Here is a 23223-nt window from a genome sequence, read left to right as displayed (position 1 = left end):
GGAGGAGAGTAGACGTGTCAAGTAAAAAGATCGCCAATATATATCCGTTATCTCCCATGCAAGAGGGAATGTTATTTCATTCCCTCCTGGACGAAGGAACAGAGTCCTATTTTGAACAATTGCGCTTTACCATAAGAGGGCTCATCGATCCAGCTATTCTCGAACTTAGCTTAAACGCGCTGATCGAGCGACACGATATTCTCCGAACCGTCTTTATCCTTGAGAAGGTTCAAAAGCCGCGACAAATTGTACTCAAGGAAAGAAAGACAAACGTTCAGGTAATAAATATCACACACCTTTCTGAAGGCGAGCAAGCCGTCTTTTTGGAGGACTTTGCAAAAAGAGAACGTCAGAAAAATTTTGATTTGGCAAAAGATGTGCTCATTCGCCTCACTCTTGTCCAAACTGCTTCTGATGCGTATACACTGATCTGGAGCCACCATCACATTTTGCTCGACGGCTGGTGCATTCCGATTGTGTTACATGACTTTTTCCAAATCTATCAACAATTAAAAGACGAACGACCAGTAAATCTCGGCCAAGTTTATCCGTACAGCAAGTACATAAGCTGGTTAGGGGAACAGGATACAGAAGAGGCAAAAGTCAACTGGTCACGGTATTTAAGTGGCTATGAGCAGAGCACATTTATTCAAAAGCAAGGTACCGGAATCAAATATAATCAAGCAGAGCTGGTCTTCACAATAGGTCAGACGTTGACGAGCGACTTGAATCAAATCGCAAGACAATTGCAAGTAACTGTAAACAATCTCTTTCGTACAATCTGGGGTCTCATGCTGCAGCGCCAAAGCAATACTGATGATGTTGTATTCGGATCGGTTGTCTCTGGCCGTCCAATCGATATACCGAACGTCGAGCAGATGGTTGGACTTTTCATCAATACCGTACCTATCCGTGTTCAGGTGAGAGACAATCAAACGTTTTCTGATCTGGTGAAGCAAGTACAAGAAGAGTCGGGCTCGCTGGAAAAATATCATTATCTATCCCTCGCGGACATTCAGAAAAATCAACAACTGATCGATCATATTATTCTGTTCCAAAACTATCCGATGGGCGCAGAGCTTTTGACCCGTCTGAACCAATATAACCAAGAATTCAATCTCACAAATCTGCATGCTTTTGAACAAACCAACTACGACCTAAACATAATGGTCACCTCAGACGATACCCTCACTGTTACGTATCTATACAATGCATCCGTATTTACGGAAGAGCAACTCCACCACTTCAATCAACAACTTACAACGATCATGACGCAAGTGACAAATACACCGGATATCCTTCTGAAAAATCTAGAAGTGGTACATTCCGAAGAGAAGCACCTTCAGCTCCATACTTTTAATGATACATATCGCCATTATCCTGTTGATTATCTGATTCACCAAATTTTTGAAGAGCGTGCTGAGAAACAACCACACCTCATTGCGCTGATCATGGGAGAGCAAAAGCTTACTTATCGTGAGCTAAACGAAAAGGCAAACCAACTTGCTACATTTTTACGTGCAAAAGGGGTCGGACCAGAAAGTATTGTCAGCTTGCTCACAGAACGCTCAGCGGAAATGATCATTGCCATTCTTGCGATTTTTAAAGCAGGCGGAGCCTATTTACCAATCGACCCGGCTCATCCGAAGGAACGCATCGAATACATTTTACAGGATAGCGGAAGTGTGCTACTTCTTACAAAAAAACGCTTTTTAGAGACAATTGATTTTGCTGATCGGATCTTTGATCTAGAGGCGGATGAGCTTTATCGGGGAGTATCGGGAAATCTTGCGAATGTAGCCCAAACCAGTAATCTTGCATACGTCATCTATACATCGGGTTCGACAGGCAAACCGAAAGGCGTCATGATCGAGCATGCGAGTCTATTGAATCAAATCTTCGCACTGCAAGAGAAATATCCGCTACAAGAAAAAGATGCGTATTTGTTAAAAACGACCTATACCTTCGACGTATCCGTCGCAGAAATCTTCGGCTGGATTCTCGGCAGTGGCAGACTGGTGATTCTCGAACCTGGCGCGGAGAAAGAATCTGACAAAATTTGGGAATCTGTTGTAAATTATGACGTAACGCATGTCAATTTTGTTCCATCTATGCTCATTCCGTTTGTAGAGTATCTCGAGGGGCGAAAAGAGGATAACCGACTGCGATACATCATGGCTGCCGGGGAAGCCATGCCGAATGATCTAGCGCCAAAAGTATATAACGTATTGCCAGAAGTGAAAGTGGAGAACATCTATGGTCCGACAGAAGCTACCATTTATGCTTCCAGCTTCTCACTCACGGCAGACTTGATAGAAAATCCTGTGCCTATTGGAAAGCCATTGTCCAACTATCAAATGCATATCCTCAATCAATATGGACAATTTCAGCCAATCGGAGTTCCTGGTGAATTATGTATTGCCGGAGCTGGATTGGCGAGAGGATATCTAAATAATGAAGAATTGACGAACGAAAAGTTTGTTCCCCATCCATTTGAAGCAGGCAAACGAATGTACCGAACAGGCGACCTGGCTCGTTATCGCAAGGATGGAAACATCGAATACCTCGGACGCATCGACCATCAAGTGAAAATTCGTGGCTTTCGGATTGAGTTGAACGAAATTCGTAGCCGGTTGATCGAAGAAAAATCGATTCGCGATGTAGTAGTAGTGGCACACACAGATCATAACCATCAAGCGTATCTATGCGCCTATATCATAGCAGATCAGGTGTGGACGGTTGCCTCCTTACGTACACTGCTTCGACAAACGCTGCCAGATTACATGGTTCCGTCTCATTTTATTCAAATGGAAGAGTTCCCGCTGACCTCGAGCGGCAAAATTGATCGCAAAGCTTTGCCGCTACCAGACGGCAATGTGCAAACAGGCAACGCGCACAGTGCGCCGCGTAATCCAATTGAGGAATTGCTCGCCCGGATTTGGGAGGAGGTTCTTGGAGTATCACGAATCGGGATCCACGATAACTTTTTCGAATTGGGAGGGCATTCGCTTTTAGCGACACAATTGCTGTCCCGTACATCCAAACTATTTCAGACGCAGCTTCAGATGCGTGAGATTTTTACCTATCAGACGGTAGCAGAATTGGCGGAACGTATTCAATTCACTCGCCAAGGTGCGGAGCCGATAAAGCAAAGCCCGATCAAACCGCTTTCATTGGACAGTTCTCAAGAGTTGCCACTGTCTTTCGCGCAACAACGTCTTTGGTTCCTTGATCAACTGATCCCGAATAGCGCGATGTACAACATTCCGGTCGGATTCCATCTGCGTGGAGCGGTCAATACGAATGCAATGGAACGTGCTTTGAATGAAATCATCAACCGACATGAATCACTTCGAACAACGGTTAAGGACATTGAAGGACGAGCGGTCCAAGTGATTCATACACATGTGCATTTGTCACTTCCTGTCACTGACCTGCGCGACATGCCAGCAGCGGAAAAAGAGGCTATCTGGAAGAGCATCGTGGAAGAAGATGGTGCGACTCCTTTCCAATTGGATCAATGGCCGTTGATGCGGGCAGCGCTGATCCGACTGGAGGAACAAGAGTCTGTTCTCTGGATGAATATGCATCACATCATCTCAGACGGTTGGTCTATGGATGTATTGGTGAACGAGCTAAGTGCAGTGTATGAAGCCTTAGTCAAAGAAGAAGACGTACCGCTTGCCGATGTACCCATTCAATATCGCGATTACGCAATCTGGCAACGAGAGAACTGGCAAGACAATGTTTGGGAGCAGCAGCTCAGCTATTGGAAAAAGAAGCTGGGGCAGAGTGAACCGCTTTTGCCACTTCCAACTGATCGTCCACGTACAGTCGTACAAAGCTATCGCGGTGACAATTATTCTTTCTACGTGCCGAGTGAAGTGGGGCAAAAGCTACGCGACCTTGGGCGACAAGAAGGCGCGACAATTTTCATGACGCTTTTAGCGGCATTCAAGCACTTCATGTACCGCTATACGCATACCACAGATATTCTGATCGGTACACCTGTTGCGGGACGTAATCGTCAGGAAATAGAAAACCTAATCGGATTCTTTGTCAACATGCTGGTTCTTCGTACGGACCTGTCTAATGACCCTACATTCGTTGAGCTGTTGCGACGTGTCCGTGAGACGGCATTTGATGCGTTTGCCAATCAGGATATTCCTTTTGAAAAATTAGTCGATGAATTACAAATTGAGCGCAGTCTCAGCTACTCGCCGCTATTCCAGGTACTTTTCTCCGTACAGGGAATGTCAACGGGTGTACGGAAAGGCGAGACGATATCCATTACACCTAATGAAGTCAATCTCAACAAGACGACCAAATTTGATTTGACTCTCACCATGATTGAAGACGAGGATTACGGATTCAAGGGTGTGTTTGAATACAGTACAGATTTATTTGATCGTACGACGATTGAGCGCATGGCAAAGCATTTCCGCAATCTTTTGCAAGCTATTGCGACCAATCCAGCGCAGAAAATAACGGAAGTTGAACTGTTAGGCGATGGGGAGCGAGATCAGCTACTCGTCGGTTGGAATGATACTGAGGTTGATTATTCCCGCGATCTTTGCGTGCACGAACGTGTTGCACAGATGGCACAAAAGTTGCCTGATCAGATTGCCGTTTCGGGTGAGCAAGGTGCAATCACCTATGCAGACCTGGATGCGAAGGCCAATCAGCTCGCTCATGTCTTGCGAAAACAAGGGATTGGATCGGAAGACTTGGTAGGAATCTGCGTGGAGCGTTCCATCGAGATGTTGATCGGTCAACTCGCGATTCTCAAAGCAGGTGCTGCTTATGTGCCGATGGACCCTGCATACCCGCAAGAACGACTCGCTTTTATGATCAAGAACTCACAGATGTCTCTGGTCTTAACCCAAGAGCGGTTGGTAGATTCATTACCAGAAGGCGCTGCAACAATCCTTTGCTTGGATCGAGATTGGCATGTAATGGCTAAGATGAGTTCGGTTGCGCCAGCGGTTGCGACCAAAGCAGATCAACTCGCCTATGTCATCTATACGTCAGGATCTACAGGAACGCCAAAGGGAGTGGAGATCGAACACGGATCACTCTTGAATCTAGTCAATTGGCATCAACGAGCGTACAAGGTAATCGCTGCGGACCGTGCATCGCAAATAGCTGGTACAGCTTTTGATGCTTCCGTGTGGGAGATTTGGCCGTATTTGACGGTGGGGGCTACGATTTGCCTGCCACCGGAAGAGATTCGTCTCGTACCAGAAAAACTGCGTAATTGGTTAGTCGAATCAGGCATCACGATCAGCTTTTTACCAACGCCTTTGGCAGAGAGCCTGCTTACTTTGAATTGGCCAGCAGAATCAGCATTGCGCTACATATTGACGGGTGGTGATACTTTGCACCAGTACCCGTCTGCGAATGTACCGTTTACGCTGGTAAACCAGTATGGCCCAACAGAAAATACAGTCGTTGCTACTGCTGGCATCGTGCCTGTGCAGGAAGCACGAGAAGCGGCTCCTTCCATTGGACGGCCCATTGACAACGTATCTGTCTATGTACTCGACGCAAGCAAAAAGGCTGTGCCTGTGGGAGTTGTCGGGGAACTTTACATCGCGGGGAAAAGCTTGGCACGCGGCTATCTGAACCGTCCTGACCTGACGGAAGCCAGTTTTGTACCCAATCCGTTCTCTACAGATGAAGGGGCACGGATGTATCGAACTGGCGACTTGGTTCGATATTTGGTAGATGGCAATTTGGAGTTTATTGGACGGGCCGATGATCAAGTAAGCATTCGCGGATTCAGGGTTGAGCTCGGGGAAATAGAGTCGGCTTTGTATGCACATGCAGCTGTTTCGGAAGCAGTGGTGATCGTCAGGGAAGATTTGACGCCTGGAGTGAAACGACTGGTGGCTTATGCCGTGCTTCATGAGGGAGAAGAGGTACAGACGAATGAATTGCGTCAGTCTTTAAAAGATAGACTTCCAGACTACATGGTGCCATCTGTCATCATACGGATGGATGCTCTGCCACTCACTCCAAACGGAAAAGTAGATCGCCGTGCTTTGCCGATACCCGATGCCTTGCGAGCTCAATGGGAAGAGAGCTTTGTTGCCCCGCAAACGGAAATCGAACAGAGGCTGGCCGAAATCTGGCAAGGAGTTCTAGGTGTAGATTCAATCGGGATTCACGATAACTTTTTCGAACTGGGTGGCGACTCGATTTTGACTATTCAGATTGTGTCGCGTGCCAATCAGGCGGGTATCAGATTTACACCAAAGCACTTGTTTGACTCTCAAACATTGGCAGAATTGGCCGCAAGTGTCGTTGTTCTTGAGGATGCACCACAAGTGGATATGGAGCAGGGTGTTGTTACAGGTGAATTGCCTCTGACACCCATTCAGACGTGGTTCTTTGAGCAGGAAATTTGCCATGTAAACTACTGGAATCAATCCGTCATGCTTGCTGTGCGTGAAGAAATGGATGCGAGTTTATTAGCAAAAGCTTTTGCGACGATTCTTGTTCACCATGATGCATTGCGTCTGCGTTTTCGGAACGTCAACGGAAAATGGGAGCAATATCATGATGTCGTTTCGGATGAGGACGTGTTTCAGGTAGTAGATTTGACGGCTGTACTTGAAACGGAAATAGAGGAACAAATGCAAGCCATCGCAGACGAGCTACAAGCAAGTCTGGATATCGAAAAAGGACCATTGCTTCGTGCTGCATACTTCCAATGCGGGGACAAACAGCTTCTGTTCATTGCGATTCATCATCTCGCTGTCGATGGTGTTTCTTGGCGAATTATTCTGGAAGACTTGCAAACGGCTTATCAACAATTGACAGAGTTGCAACAGCTGAAATTGCCTCAGAAGACGACTTCTTTCAAGCGATGGTCGGAACAGTTGACACAGTACGCTGAACAAAGCGTAGTCGACGAATACTGGGCGAATCTGGATACCAGTCATGTAGTAAACCTGCCTGTTGACCACCCGAATGGAAAGAACACAGAAAGTCTGGCCGTTCAAGTAAAGGTAAAGCTGGGCACTGACGAGACACGTGCTTTGTTGCAGGAGGTACCAGCCGCTTACCGTACTCAGATTAACGACGTGTTACTCAGTGCTTTGATCCGAGCCTATAACGACTGGACGGGGCAACAGACACTCTATGTTTCAGTTGAGGGACACGGGCGTGAAGAGATCATCGATGGCGTGGACATTTCCCGTACAGTAGGCTGGTTCACAAGCATGTATCCAGTCTTGTTGGAAATGGAGCCACAGACGCCTTGGAGTTCCCTGATAAAATCAGTCAAAGAACAATTGCGCTCGATTCCTGACAAAGGGATTGGCTACGGCATTCATCGTTATTTAAGCAAAGATGAACAAACAATAAATACTCTGCAAGCTTATCTACAACCTGAGATTAGCTTCAATTATTTAGGACAATTTGATCAGGATCAAACGGCTGATGCTTCCTTGTTCCAGATCATTCCGAACTGGTCAGCGTCCAATCTGAGCAAGGATGAAGCCCGACTCCATAAACTTGATTTCCAGAGCATGGTGGCGGGAGATCAGTTAGAAATGACTTGGACATACAGCGGCGATATGTACGAACAACAAACGATTGAAGAGCTAGCTCGTGTCTATGTGCAATCATTGCAAGCGATTATTGCCCATTGTCGCTCTGAAGAGGCAGGTGGCTATACATCTTCCGATTTCCCGTTGGCGGAGTTGGATCAAAAAAGCCTCGACAAGTTCATCGGAAACAATCGTCTGATCGAGAACATTTACACGCTCACCCCGTTACAAGAGGGGATGCTCTTCCACTCTCTTTATGAGCAAGAAGGCGGGGACTACGTCGTTCAACTGGTCGTGAATTTGGATCACTTGAATGTGGCGATGTTTTCAGAAGCATGGCAAAAAGTTGTCGAGCGTCATGCCATCCTCCGAACCTCCTTCTTATGGAGCGGATTAGAAAAACCGCATCAGGTTGTTCATACAAAAGTAAAAGCACATGTCGAACAACTGGATTGGAGTCACGTAACGAAAGAAAAGCAAGAAGCGAACTTGCAAACCTATCTCGAACAAGATCGCAAGCTAGGCTTTGATCTCGCTCATCCGCCATTGATGCGTTGGTCCTTGATTCGTCTCGATTCGAAAACCAGTCAGCTCGTTTGGAGCTTTCACCATATGTTGTTGGATGGTTGGAGTACACCGATCGTCCTAAACGATTGGTTGGCCTATTATCAGGCATCTGTTGATGGTAGCGAAGCTAAATTGCCTGTCGCTCCTCCGTTTTCCTCTTATATTGCCTGGTTAAAGCAGCAGAGTCTTGAGGCATCAGAGCAGTATTGGCGAAAACATCTGCGTGGCTTCCGTACACCAACTCCTCTTAGCATGGGGAAACCGGGTGGAAGGGCTGTACAACAAAAAGAATACGCGGATCATATTATTCTTTTATCGAAGGAAACAACTGCGAGTCTGCAAGCTTTTGCCCGTAGGCATCAACTGACGATGAATACGCTGGTCCAAGGTGCGTGGGCGTTGATATTAAGTCGTTACGCAGGTGAGTCGGAAGTGGTATTTGGGACAACCAATCTGGGACGTCCTACAGATTTGCGTGGAGTGGACTCCATGGTGGGTCTGTTTATCAACACGCTGCCTGTTCGCGTGCTTTTCTCGGAACAAATGACGCTGATCGACTGGCTGCAGAACATCCAACAGGAACAGAGTGCGATACGTCAGTACGAGTTCACACCACTCGTTGACATTCAAAGCTGGAGCGAAGTGCCGCTTGGACAGGCGTTGTTTGACAGCATACTCGTTTTCGAGAACTACATGTCTGGTACAAAAACACAGGATGATACAGACATGTCGTTAAACACAATCAAAGCAGTTGAGCAGACGAACTATCCATTAACATTGGTGGCGGCACCTGGCGAAGAGCTATTGCTCAAGCTGATTTATGAAACAAATCGATTCGAGCAGATCACCATGGATCAGGTGTTGGCTCAATTGATCAAAGTATTAGAGTCAATGATGGCTCAGCCTACGGATCATCTCTCTGCCATTTCATTCATCACAGACGAAGAACGTCAAAAGCTGTTAGTGGAATGGAACGCAACGGAAACGGATTATGCGCGTGACGCGGTGATGCACCAGCTATTTGAAGCGCAAGTAGTCGCAACACCGGATGCTGAGGCTTTAATCGTCGGAGAAGAGAGACTGACGTACGCGGAGTTAAACCGACGAGCAAACCAGTTGGCTAACTATCTGCGGGCGCAAGGGATCGGTTCAGAGGTCTTGGTCGCTGTTCTCATGGAACGTACGACTGAGATGATCGTAGCGATGATGGGTATTCTCAAAGCTGGCGGCGCGTACGTACCGATTGATCCCGCCTATCCACAAGAGAGAATCGGCTATACGCTGCAGGATTCGCAAGCGGCGATCCTGCTGACCCAAGGAAGCCTGCTATCCATGCTGCCTGAACATTCGGCACAAGTGATCTGCCTGGATCGTGACTGGGAGCTTATTGCAGAGCAAAGCGAAGAGAACTTGCTTAATCAGGTAGAGCCAACGAACCTTTCCTATGTCATTTACACCTCTGGCTCGACAGGTCTTCCTAAAGGGGTAGCCATTCAGCACAGTAGTGTTATTGCCTTCATCGCTTGGGCGAAAACCGTCTTTTCGGCGGAAGAAATGAGTGGGGTGCTCGCCTCGACTTCTATCTGCTTCGATCTATCTGTCTATGAAATATTCGTCACCGTAAGCTACGGCGGGAAAGTCATCTTGGCTGACAACGCCTTGCATATACCGAACCTGCCAGCAGCCAACGAAGTGACAGTAATCAATACCGTTCCCTCTGCGGCAAAAGAACTCGTGCGGATGAACGCGATTCCGTCGACGGTACGAGTGGTCAACTTAGCTGGAGAGCCACTGCCCAACACATTGGTGCAAAGTCTATATGCATTGGAGCATGTGGAAAAAGTCTTTAATCTGTACGGTCCGTCTGAAGATACGACATACTCTACTTTTGTAGAGGTCACCAAAGGCGCGACGTCAGAACCGACAATTGGTCGTCCTTTGTCCAACACACAAGCGTATATTCTCGATGCCAACTTACAACCTGTACCGTTGGGCTTACCTGGGGAACTGTATCTTGGCGGTGACGGATTGGCTCGCGGGTACCTAAATCGTCCCGAGCTGACAGCAGAACGATTCTTGTCCAATCCATTCCACGCTGACCCGTATGCACGGATGTACGGCACCGGCGACTTGGTGCGCTATCTCCCAGATGGACAAATCGAGTATTTGGGCCGGATTGATCATCAGGTGAAGATTCGTGGCTATCGGATCGAGTTGGGAGAGTTGGAGGCTGTCCTTCGCATCCATCCGGCTGTCAAGGAAGCCGTAGTGATGGCACGAGAAGACAAGCTGGGTGACAAACGTCTGGCGGCGTATGTGACGACAAAAGACGAAAGTAGCGAAGAGGCCACTGACTTAGCGGTCTGGGCAAAAGCAAAATTGCCAGAGTTTATGGTTCCATCCGTCTTTGTCTGGCTGGACGCTATGCCGCTCACACCGAATGGAAAGATTGACCGGAAGCAACTGCCAGAGCCGGAGTGGGGGCAGATGGCTTCTACAAAAGAGTATGTAGCGCCAAGCAACCAAACGGAGGCGCTGGTTGCCACGATCTGGTCGCAAGTGCTTGGCATCGAAAAAGTCGGGATTCATGACAACTTCTTCGAGCTAGGCGGACATTCTCTCTTAGCCACACGGGTTGTTTCCCGTCTTCGTGACATGTTTGCAGGAGAAGTACCTATCCGTACGCTTTTCGAAAATCCGACCGTTGCAGAACTGTCCGAAGCACTTGGAAGCTTTTTGCAAGATACAACAGGAGCTTCGATCGTACCTGTTTCACGGGAAGGTCATCTGCCATTGTCCTTCGCGCAGCAACGCCTGTGGTTCCTAGATCGTCTGATGCCAGACAGCGCCTTGTACAACATCCCGTCAGCGATGCGATTGCACGGGGACCTGAATATGGAGGCTTGGAACAAGAGCTTGCAGGTACTGATCCAGCGCCACGAAAGCTTGCGGACAACCTTTGGTCACGTAGATGGCCAAGCCGTACAAATCATTCACCCATACCAAGAGCAGTCGGTACATGTAATCGACTTGCGGGAGCTACCAACGGACGAAAGAGAAGCAGAAACACAGCGCTTGGCAGGAAGAGAGGCAGCTACGCCATTCAAGCTGAGCGAAGGTCCGTTGTTCCGTACGACCTTGATTCGCATAAGCGAGCAAGAGGCCGTCTTCTTATTTAACATGCACCATATTATTTTCGATGGCTGGTCTATCGGTATTTTCATCAAAGAGATGAGAGAACTATACGAAGCATTTGTTCACGGCAAAGAACCTATTTTAGCCGATCTGACACTGCAGTACGCCGATTACGCTGTATGGCAACGAAAGTGGATGGAAGAAGATGTGCTTACGCAACAGCTAGCGTACTGGAAAGAACAGCTAGTCGATGCCGAACCACTACTGGTTTTACCGACAGATCGTCCGCGTCCATCTGTTCAAAGTCATGATGGCGCGATGTATACCTTTACGCTCTCAGCTGAACTGTTAGCAAAATTGAGTATGCTCAGCCGTGAAGAAGGATCGACGCTGTTCATGACCTTGCTGGCTGCCTTCCAAACTTTGCTTTATCGCTACAGTGGACAGGAAGATATCCTCGTCGGAAGCCCAGTTGCAGGACGAAATCGGGAGGAGACCGAATCGCTTATCGGTTTCTTCATTAATACACTGGTGCTACGTACGGATATGTCAGGGGACCCAACATTCCGTGACTTACTGGCAAGAGTGAAAGAAACAGCGCTAGAAGCTTATGCCCATCAGGATCTTCCGTTTGAAAAACTGGTCGATGAACTGGCGCTAGAGCGTAGTCTCAGCTACTCGCCGCTGTTCCAAGTGATGTTTGTCCTCCAAAACTTCCAGCTAGAATTGGATGAAAAGGCTGGCATTCGCGTATCGGAATTCGATATGGACAAACACCTCGTCACGGCCAAGTTCGACCTGACGTTGACGATGGCGGAAAGACCAAACGGATTGATCGCAACCTTTGAGTACAATACAGCGCTGTTTGATGAGACGACGATTGTGCGCATGTCACAGCACTTCCATCACTTACTCGAAGCCATCGTCCAGATGCCGGAGCAGACCATTACCCACTTGCAGTTTTTATCGCAGGCAGAACGGGAGCAACTGCTGGTGGAATGGAATGACACCACGACGGCTTACCCACGGGATCAATGCGTGGATCAATTGTTCCAGCAAACCGCGATGCTTTACCCGAATCACATTGCAGTCGTATCGGGAGACCAGAGTCTCACCTATTCCCAGTTAGAGACACGAGCCAACCAAGTGGCTAACTACCTGCAAAAACAAGGCGTTCGCCCAGGTGCACTTGTCGGTATCTGCGTGAAGCGTTCTCTCGAGATGCTGATTGGGGTGCTCGGGATTCTCAAATCTGGTGGGGCGTATGTACCGCTCGATTCGGATTATCCGAAAGAACGTCTGGCATACATGATGGACGACGCTCAAGTCACTGTTTTGCTCACGCAGGAGCAACTTCTGCCGGCATTCCCATCGGGAAAGCATACCGTGATTTGTCTGGATCGCGACTGGGTGATGATTGACGAAGAAAGTGAACTGGCACCTGACATTGAAACCACAGCGGAAAGTCTCGCTTACGTGATCTACACCTCTGGTTCTACCGGGTTGCCAAAAGGAACGCTTGTCATCCATCGAGGCATTGTCCGTCTCGTCAAAGAAAACGACTACGTGACGATCACCGAGCAGGATGTTTTCCTGCAAGCATCGACAGTATCATTCGATGCGGCAACCTTTGAGATTTGGGGCAGCTTGCTAAATGGGGCAAAGCTGGTGCTGATGCCGCCTGATCTACCTTCCCTGGAAGAACTGGGACAAGCCATTCAGACGCACCAGGTTACGACGCTTTGGCTGACGGCGGGATTGTTCACACTGATGGTGGATCATCACAAAGAGTACCTGACGGGGGTTCGGCAATTGCTCGTTGGAGGAGATGTCGTCTCGGTCCCTCACGTTAGAAAAGCTTTAGAAATCGAAGGGATCACGATTATCAACGGGTACGGTCCAACGGAAAACACGACATTCACCTGCTGCTATCCGGTCACGGAGTTGCCAGAGACAATCAGTTCTTTCTCGATTGGCCGTCCTATTAAGAATACGACCGTGTACGTATTGGATAGCAAAATGCAGCCCGTCCCGATTGGCGTAACAGGTGAACTGTACATCGGCGGAGATGGTCTGGCGAAAGGATATTTGAATCGTCCTGATTTGACGGAAGAGCGCTTTGTACCAAACCCGTTCTCAACCGATCCGCAGGCACGACTCTATCGGACTGGTGACTTGGTTCGTTACCTGCCAGAGGGTTTGATCGAATTCATCGGCCGAATGGATCATCAGGTAAAAATCCGTGGATTCCGCATTGAGCTGAGTGAAGTAGAGGCAGTATTAGCCAAACACCCTGCTCTTGCCGCATCCGTAGTCATTGTCCGCGAAGATGAACCGGGCAAGAAACAACTCGTCGCTTATGCAGTCAAGCAAGCCGAGCATGAGGTTGACACTGCCGAACTGCGCCAACACTTTAAAGCATATGTTCCGGACTATATGGTGCCATCTGCTTTTGTCATGCTGGATGAAATGCCGCTTACGCCAAACGGGAAAGTAGACCGTCGGGCCCTGCCAAAACCTGACTATGCAAACACAAGTGATGGGCAGTATGTTGCACCACATACCTTTATCGAGCGCAAATTGTCTGAGATTTGGCAAGACGTTCTCAGAATCGAAGAAGTGAGTATCAACTCCAATTTCTTCGAACTCGGGGGAGACTCGATCCTGAGTATTCAAATCGTCTCTCGGGCTAACCAAGCAGGGATTCGTCTTACACCTAAACAGATCTTTGAAAACCAAACAATCGCTGAACTAGCAGCTCTCGTTTCAACAACTGGAAACGGGGAAAACGCTATTCAACTGGCGGAGCAAGGCATCGTGACCGGAAATGTGTTGCTTACGCCAATCCAGAAGTGGTTCTTTGTCGCAAATCAACCGTCTATCCATCACTGGAATCAATCCTTCTTGTTGACAGTCGAGGAACCGGTTGATACGAACGCATTGGAGTGTGCCATTACCGAGCTGCTTGCACACCATGATGCATTGCGCATGCGTTATACCAACAACAACGGTTTATGGTCACAACACATCGAGGGCTTGGACGAACCTGTACCTTTCCATTTGGTTGATTTGTCTGGTATCTCACCAGAGGAACAATTCGCGCGATTGGAAGAAGTTGCAGGCGAGAAGCAGGCAAGTCTCAACATCACAGAAGGCCCATTGTTCCGAGCAGTGTACTTCCACCTTGGAAAAGAACGCGCGGGACGACTCCTGTTGGTTATTCATCACTTGGTAGTCGATGGGGTATCCTGGCGCATTTTGCTGGAAGACTTGCAGTTGGCCTATGAGCAAGCTGTAAATGGTCAGGCGGTGAAATTCCCATTAAAAACGACCTCGTTTAAGGCATGGGCTGAACAATTACACGTTTATGCCAACTCTGATGTGCTCGAAAAGGAAAAAGTCTTTTGGGCAAATCAAACGTATGAAGTGGATCCACTTCCTGTCGACCGTACGTATGAGCCAGCTCAAAACACTGAGGCATTCACGAAACAGATTACGCTTACACTAACTGCCGAAGAGACGCGCAACTTACTTCACGAAACGCTCTCTTCCTACCGTCTGCAAATCAACGACGTATTGCTTGCTTCCTTAGCAAAAGCGCTGAATCGATGGACAGGAAAAGAGACGATGGCCGTACTTCTGGAAGGACATGGACGCGAGGAAATTATCGAAGGGGCAGATTTATCCCATACGGTTGGCTGGTTCACAAGTATGTACCCGATACAGCTTTCTATCGAGCGAGAAAAATCTTGGGGGCATACGCTAAAGGCAGTCAAAGAACAGCTCCGCCAGATTCCAAATAAGGGTGTTGGCTATGGAATTTTGCGCTATCTACGTGATGATCTTGAACTACAATGCCAACTGAACGCCCAACCGAAACCGCAAGTCAGCTTCAACTACCTTGGGCAATTTGATCAGTCCGTGGCGGTTTCCTCTACGTTTGGCATAGCGCCTGAATGCAGTGGAGCCAATCTTGCCCCTGATGCGATTCGAGAGAACTTGCTAGATATCATTAGTGCGGTTACAGGGGATCAGCTACACGTCACCTGGTTGTACAACGAAAACATCCATGACGAACAGACGATTGCTGCCGTTGCTGATGATTACATGGAAGCACTGCGGGAGATTATGTCTTACACTCAATCGGCAGAAGAAATGGGCTATACACCGTCAGACTTCCCGCTGGCTAATCTAAATCAGCAGTCTATCGACAAATACATTGCTTCGGATCGTCAAATCGAAAGTGTATACTCGCTGACTCCACTGCAAGAGGGGATGCTGTTCCACTCCCTGTATGAACAAGAGGGTGGCGATTATGTTGTACAGTTCCTCATGACAGTGCGAGATATTAGCTTGGAAGCATTCGAGCAAGCATGGCAGAAAATAGTTGACCGACATTCGATTCTTCGTACCTCCTTTATCTGGGAGGGCTTGGAACAACCGCATCAACTCGTTCGAAAACCAGTAAAAGTAAGCGTAGAAAAAATCGACCTACGCCATGTGGCTGTCGATAAGCAGGAAGCTGAAATCCAATCGTACATGGAAAAAGACCGGGTGCGAAACTTCCCGTTTAATCAGGCGCCATTGATGCGTTGGACATTGTTTCGCACGAACGAAAATACGTATCGCTTCTTATGGAGCTTCCATCATATCTTGCTAGATGGCTGGAGTATGCCACTTGTCTTGCAAGATTGGCAGGCAAGTTATCATGCGATCTATAAAGGCGAAGAAGAAAAAGTAGAAGCAGTCCAACCATTTAGTCGCTATATCGCATGGCTCAATAAGCAAGATAAACAAGTTGCAGAGCGCTATTGGCGCGAGCAGTTAAAAGGCTTCTACGAGTCAACACCACTTGCTATGGGAAAAGCAGGCAGTCATGCCATACAACCTAAAGTCTACAGAGATCGAACTGTTTACTTATCCAAGGAAGTAACGGCCCATCTGCAAGCTTTTGCCCGCAAGCAGCAGTTGACCCTAAATACGTTGGTGCAAGGGGCATGGGCACTCATCCTGAGCGGTTACAGCGGATCAGACGATGTTGTCTTTGGAACGACAGTTTCTGGTCGACCAGCAGAGCTGCCAGGAGTGGAAAACATGGTAGGACTCTTTATTAATACGTTACCTGTCCGTGTCCTGTTTGACTCAAGCCAAACGATACAGGAATGGTTACAACAATTGCAAAAGACTCAATTAGACATCCGCCAGTACGAATACACACCACTTGTAGACATCCAAGGCTGGAGCCAGGTTCCACATGGACAATCGTTGTTTGACAGTATTCTCGTTTTTGAGAACTACTTGAATAGCACCAGCGAGGAGTCAGATTCGGAAGTGTCGCTGAGTGAAGTCCAAGCAGTGGAGCAAACCAATTACCCATTGACATTGGTGGCGGCTCCTGGCGATCAGCTTGTTCTCAAATTGATCTATGAGCAAGGACGTTTTGATACGGAAGTGATTGTGAAAGTATTGGAACAGATGTCTCAGGTGCTACATGCCCTAACTGCTCAAGCGGAACAGCCGCTGACTACACTTTCATTTATTACGGACGAGGAACGCCACAAGCTGTTAGTGGAATGGAACGCAACGGAAACGGATTATGCTCGTGACACCACGATACACCAGCTATTTGAAGCACAAGTAGTCGCAACACCAGATGCGGAGGCTTTAATCGTCGGAGAAGAAAGACTGACGTACGCGGAGATGAACCGCCGAGCAAACCAGTTGGCTCACTATCTGCGGGCGAAAGGGATAGGCCCAGAGGTCTTGGTCGCTGTTCTCATGGAACGTACAACTGAAATGATCGTAGCGATGATGGGTATTCTTAAAGCTGGTGGCGCGTACGTACCGATTGATCCCGCGTATCCACAAGAGAGAATCGGCTATACGCTGGGGGATTCGCAAGCGGCGATCCTGTTGACACAAGGCAGCTTGCTATCGATGCTGCCCGAACATACAGCTCAAGTGATCTGCTTAGATCGTGACTGGGAGACTATCGCAGAGCAAAGCGAAGAGAATCTGCCAAATTTGGCGGTACCGACTAACCTTTCTTATGTCATTTACACCTCTGGCTCGACAGGTCTTCCTAAAGGGGTAGCCATTCAGCACAGTAGTGTTATTGCCTTCATCGCTTGGGCGAAAACCGTCTTTTCGGCGGAAGAAATGAGTGGGGTGCTCGCTTCCACTTCCATCTGCTTCGATCTATCTGTCTATGAAATATTCGTGACCTTAAGCTACGGCGGGAAAGTCATCTTGGCTGACAACGCCTTGCATGTACCGAGTTTGCCAGCAGTCAACGAAGTGACAGTAATCAATACCGTTCCCTCTGCGGCAAAAGAACTGGTGCGGATGAACGCAATCCCGTCGACCGTACGAGTGGTCAACCTAGCTGGAGAGCCGCTACCAAACACATTGGTGCAAAGTCTATATGCACTGGGGCATGTGGAAAAAGTCTTTAATCTTTATGGTCCATCTGAAGACACGACCTACTCCACGTATGTACAGGTCACCAAAGGCGCCACGTCAGAACCAACGATTGGCCGTCCGTTGTCCAACACACAAGCGTATATTCTCGATGCCAACCTGCAACCTGTACCGATGGGCTTACCTGGGGAACTGTATCTTGGTGGTGAAGGATTGGCTCGTGGGTACCTGAATCGTCCAGAGCTAACAGCAGAACGATTCTTATCCAATCCATTCCACGCTGACCCGCATGCACGGATGTACAGCACCGGCGACTTGGTCCGCTATCTCCCAGATGGACAAATCGAGTATTTGGGACGCATTGACCATCAGGTGAAAATTCGTGGCTATCGGATCGAGTTGGGAGAGCTGGAGGCTGTCCTTCGAACCCATCCAGCTGTCAAGGAAGCCGTGGTGACGGCAAGAGAAGACAAGCTGGGTGACAAACGTCTGGCGGCGTATGTGACGACAAAAGAGGACAGTAGGGAAGAAGCCACTGACTTAGCCGTCTGGGCAAAAGCAAAATTGCCGGAGTTTATGGTTCCATCTGTCTTTGTCTGGCTGGACGTTATGCCACTCACACCGAACGGCAAGATCGACCGGAAGCAACTGCCAGAGCCGGAGTGGGGGCAGATAGCTTCTAGACAAGAGTATGTAGCGCCACGCAACCAAAAGGAGGAGCAGGTCGCCACGATCTGGTCACAAGTGCTCGGTATCGAAAAGGTCGGGATTCATGACAACTTCTTCGAGCTAGGCGGGCATTCTCTCTTAGCGACACGGGTCATTTCCCGTCTTCGTGACATGTTTGCAGGAGAAGTACCTATCCGTACGCTTTTCGAAAATCCGATCGTTGCAGAACTGTCCGAAGCACTCGGAAGCTTTTTGCAAGAAACAACAGGAGCTTCGATCGTACCAGTTTCACGAGAAGGTCATCTGCCATTGTCCTTTGCGCAGCAGCGCCTGTGGTTCCTGGATCGTCTGATGCCAGACAGCGCCTTGTATAACATCCCGTCAGCGATGCGATTACACGGGGATCTGGATATCGAGGCTTGGAACAAGAGCTTGCAGGTACTGATCCAGCGCCATGAAAGCTTGCGGACAACCTTTAGCCACGAGGATGGGCAAGCTGTGCAAATGATTCACCCTTACCAAGAAAAGTCTCTACGTGTCATCGACTTGCGTGAGTTACCAGCGGACGAGAGAGAAGCAGAAACACAGCGTTTGGCAGGAATAGAGGCAGCTACGCCATTCAAGCTGAGCGAAGGTCCGTTGTTCCGTGCCACCTTGATTCGTATAAGCGAGCAAGAAACAGTCTTCCTTCTGAACATGCATCACATCATTTCTGACGGTTGGTCGATGGGTGTATTCATTCGCGAATGGTTCACCTCCTACGAAGCGATTAGCCAAAACGCCATACCAGCATTGGGTGATTTACCTGTGCAGTATGCTGACTACGCAGCTTGGCAACGCGAGTGGCTCCAAGGTTCGGTTTTAGACGAACAGCTTTCTTACTGGAGTGAAAAATTAAGTGGTGCTGAACCACTTCTCGCCTTGCCGACAGACCGTTCACGTCCTGCTGTACAAACGTACGAGGGAGCGATTTACTCAACGACGCTCGCAGGTGAACTACTCGACAAATTACAAACACTTAGCCGTAAAGAAGAATCGACGCTGTTCATGACCTTGCTGGCTGCCTTCCAAACTTTGCTCCACCGCTACAGTGGACAGGAAGACATCCTCGTCGGAAGCCCTGTCGCAGGACGCAACAGACAAGAGACGGAACAATTGATTGGGTTCTTTATTAATACATTGGTGCTCCGCACGAACATGTCAGGGGACCCACCATTCCGTGACTTACTGGCAAGAGTGAAAGAGACGGCGCTAGAAGCCTATGCCCACCAAGATCTTCCTTTTGAAAAACTGGTCGATGAACTGGCGTTAGAGCGTAGTCTCAGCTACTCGCCGCTGTTCCAAGTGATGTTTGTCCTCCAGAACTTCCAGCTAGATTTAGACGAAAAAGCTGGCATTCGCGTGTCGGAATTCGATATGGACAAACACCTCGTCACGGCCAAGTTTGACCTAACGTTGACGATGGCGGAAAAACAAGACGGATTGATCGCAACATTTGAGTACAATACAGCGCTGTTTGATGAAACGACGATTGTGCGTATGTCACAGCACTTCCATCACTTACTCGAAGCCATCGTTCAGATGCCGGAGCAGACTATTACCCACTTGCAGTTTTTACCTCAGGCAGAACGGGAGCAACTGCTGGTGGATTGGAACGACACCACGACGGCTTACCCACGGGATCAACGCGTGGATGAATTGTTCCAGCAGACCGCAATGCTTTACCCGAATTCCATTGCAGTGGTATCGGGAGATCAGAGTCTCACCTACTCCCAGTTAGAGACACGAGCCAACCTAGTGGCCAACTACCTGCAAAAACAAGGCGTTCGCTCAGGCTCACTCGTCGGTATCTGCGTGAAGCGTTCTCTCGAAATGCTGATTGGGGTGCTCGGGATTCTCAAAGCTGGTGGGGCGTATGTACCGCTCGATTCGGATTATCCGAAAGAACGTCTGGCATACATGATGGACGACGCACAAGTCACTGTTTTGCTCACGCAGGAGCAACTTCTACCGTCAGTCCCATCGGGAGAGCATACCGTGATTTGTCTGGATCGCGACTGGGCGATGATTGCTGAAGAAAGCGAACTGGCACCTGACATTGAAACCACAGCGGAAAGTCTCGCTTACGTGATTTACACCTCTGGTTCTACCGGGTTGCCAAAAGGAACGCTTGTCATCCATCGCGGCATTGTCCGTCTCGTCAAAGAAACCGACTACGTGACGATCACCGATCAGGATGTTTTCCTGCAAGCATCGACAGTATCTTTCGATGCGGCGACTTTTGAGATGTGGGGTAGCTTGCTGAATGGGGCAAAGCTGGTGCTGATGCCGCCTGATCTGCCTTCCCTGGAACAACTGGGTCAAGCCATTCAGACTCACCAGGTTACGACGCTTTGGTTGACGGCGGGACTGTTCACATTGATGGTGGATCATCATAAAGAGTACCTGACGGGGGTTCGGCAACTGCTCGTTGGTGGAGATGTCGTTTCGGTTCCCCACGTAAGAAAAGCGTTGGAAATCGAGGGAGTAACGATTATCAATGGATACGGTCCAACGGAAAACACGACATTCACCTGCTGCTATCCGGTCACGGAGTTGCCAGAGACGATCAGTTCTTTCCCGATTGGCCGTCCCATCAAGAATACGACTGTGTATGTACTGGATAGCACAATGCAGCTCGTCCCGATTGGTGTAACAGGTGAACTGTACATCGGCGGAGATGGTCTGGCAAAAGGATATTTGAATCGTCCTGATTTGACGGAAGAGCGCTTTGTACCAAACCCGTTCTCAACCGATCCGCAGGCACGACTCTATCGGACTGGTGACTTGGTTCGTTACCTGCCAGAGGGTCTGATCGAGTTCATCGGCCGAATGGACAATCAGGTAAAAATCCGTGGATTCCGCATTGAGCTGAGTGAAGTAGAGTCCGTTTTAGCTAAACATCCAGCTCTTGCCGCATCCATAGTCATTGTCCGCGAAGATGAACCAGGCAAGAAACAGCTCGTTGCTTATGCGGTCAAGGAAGCCGAACAAGAGGTTGACACAGCCGAACTGCGCCATCACTTCAAAGCACATGTTCCGGACTATATGGTGCCATCTGCTTTCGTCATGCTGGATGAATTGCCGCTTACGCCAAACGGAAAAGTAGACAGAAAAGCACTTCCAGTCCCTGTCTATGATCGCAGCCAAACTGTTGATTCGTTTACACAGGCTACCAGTCTAGTCGAACAAAGACTGACGGAGATCTGGTGCGCCGTTCTGCGAATGGATCGCATCGGCATTCACGATAACTTTTTTGAGCTTGGGGGCGACTCCATTCTCAGCATTCAAATCGTCGCGCGTGCAAACAAAGCTGGCATCCATCTAACTCCGAAGAATCTTTTTGACCATCAAACGATTGCAGAGTTGGCAAAGGTTGCAGGCCAAAGCACGAAAATGGAAGCAGAGCAAGGAATGGTGACAGGTGAAGCTCCACTATTGCCGATCCAAAAATGGTTCTTCGAGCAAGAGCAACCAACACCACATCACTGGAACCAATCGATGCTCCTGCAAGTGAACGAACAACTGGACGTAGAGCATCTGGAGCAAGCCATTACCCACCTGCTTACTCACCACGACGCGCTCCGTCTGCGTTATACCTACACAGATGGACAGTGGAAGCAAACACACGCAGAAGTCGAATCGGAAGTGTTGCTCATCGTGGAGGATCTGAGCATGATCTCGCCAGCTCAGCACATGAGAAGAATCGAAAAACTTTCACACCAAGCACAAGCGAGCCTAGATTTGGAAAACGGACCGCTCATGAAGATCGTGTATTTCGATCTCGGCTATGATCGACCGGGCCGTTTATTGATTGTCATTCACCATTTGGCGGTAGACGGTGTATCGTGGCGAGTTCTGATCGAAGACTTGCAAACGGCATATAGGCAGGCTGCTGAGGGAACAGAGATTCAATTGCCAGCAAAAACAACCTCCTACAAGGCATGGGCAGTAAAAATGAATGAGTACGCATCTTCTGAACGTATTGTCGCTGAAAAGGAGTACTGGACAGCTGCAGCAGACGAGATGATGTCCATTACAACGCCACTCGATGATACTGAGTTGAACACAGAAGGAAACTGCCGGACGATTACGATTTCAATGGAGGAAGAAGAGACAGAAACCCTGCTGCAAAAAGTACCGTCCCGTTACCGCGCGCAAATCAATGATGTTCTATTAACCGCGTTAGCATTTGCACACGCCAAATGGACGGGAGAACAAGCCCTACTAGTCAACCTAGAAGGTCACGGTCGAGAAGAATTGTTCGCGGAGGTCGATCTCTCCCGCACGGTCGGCTGGTTTACGTCTATGTATCCACTCCTGATTCGACTGGATCAGAGCATGTCTCAGGAAAATGCGCTGGAAAGAGTCAAAGAGAAGCTTCAACAAATTCCTAACAAAGGCCTTGGATACGGCATCCTGCGCTACCTGACGAAAGATAGCGAAGTGTTCGAAAAGCTAGCGGCTATTCCGCAGCCACCGATTAGCTTCAACTATCTGGGACAATTCAATCAGGCGGGAGATGGAGATTCCCTGTTTGGATTTGCGGCAGGAGAAAGAGGATCCAACATCAGTCCAGACAATAGACGGGCTCATCTGATTGATGTGGTAGGGGCAGTCACAGGAGGCAAGCTGAACCTAAGCTTCCTATACAGCGAGACATTGCATAGCGAAGCGAGCGTCGAGACTTTCGCCCATCATTTCACGGAAATCCTGCGTTCACTGATACAAGCGGAGAAACAAAGCTATAGAGTCGAAGACTTCGAGGATGCAGACTTGAGTCAGGCGGCGTTAAACAAGGTTCTCTCCAAGCTGAAGAAAAGAAAGGGGAATTAAT

The 23223-nt window shown here is 48.7% G+C and carries 1 protein-coding gene; it reads left to right on the top strand.

Features of this window, described 5'->3' with window-relative positions; all coding sequences use genetic code 11:
• Nucleotides 1–14: 14 nt before the first annotated feature.
• Entirely contained in the window at nucleotides 15–23222 is a 23208-nt protein-coding gene (locus ACQ5DJ_RS05900; protein WP_429841615.1) for a non-ribosomal peptide synthase/polyketide synthase, read from the top strand.
• Nucleotide 23223 lies beyond the last annotated feature (1 nt).

Source organism: Brevibacillus sp. FIR094, assembly GCF_050477165.1.
GTDB lineage: Bacteria > Bacillota > Bacilli > Brevibacillales > Brevibacillaceae > Brevibacillus.
The sequence above is the reverse complement of the archived record's forward strand: the minus strand, read 5'-3'. Positions and strand labels throughout refer to the sequence as shown.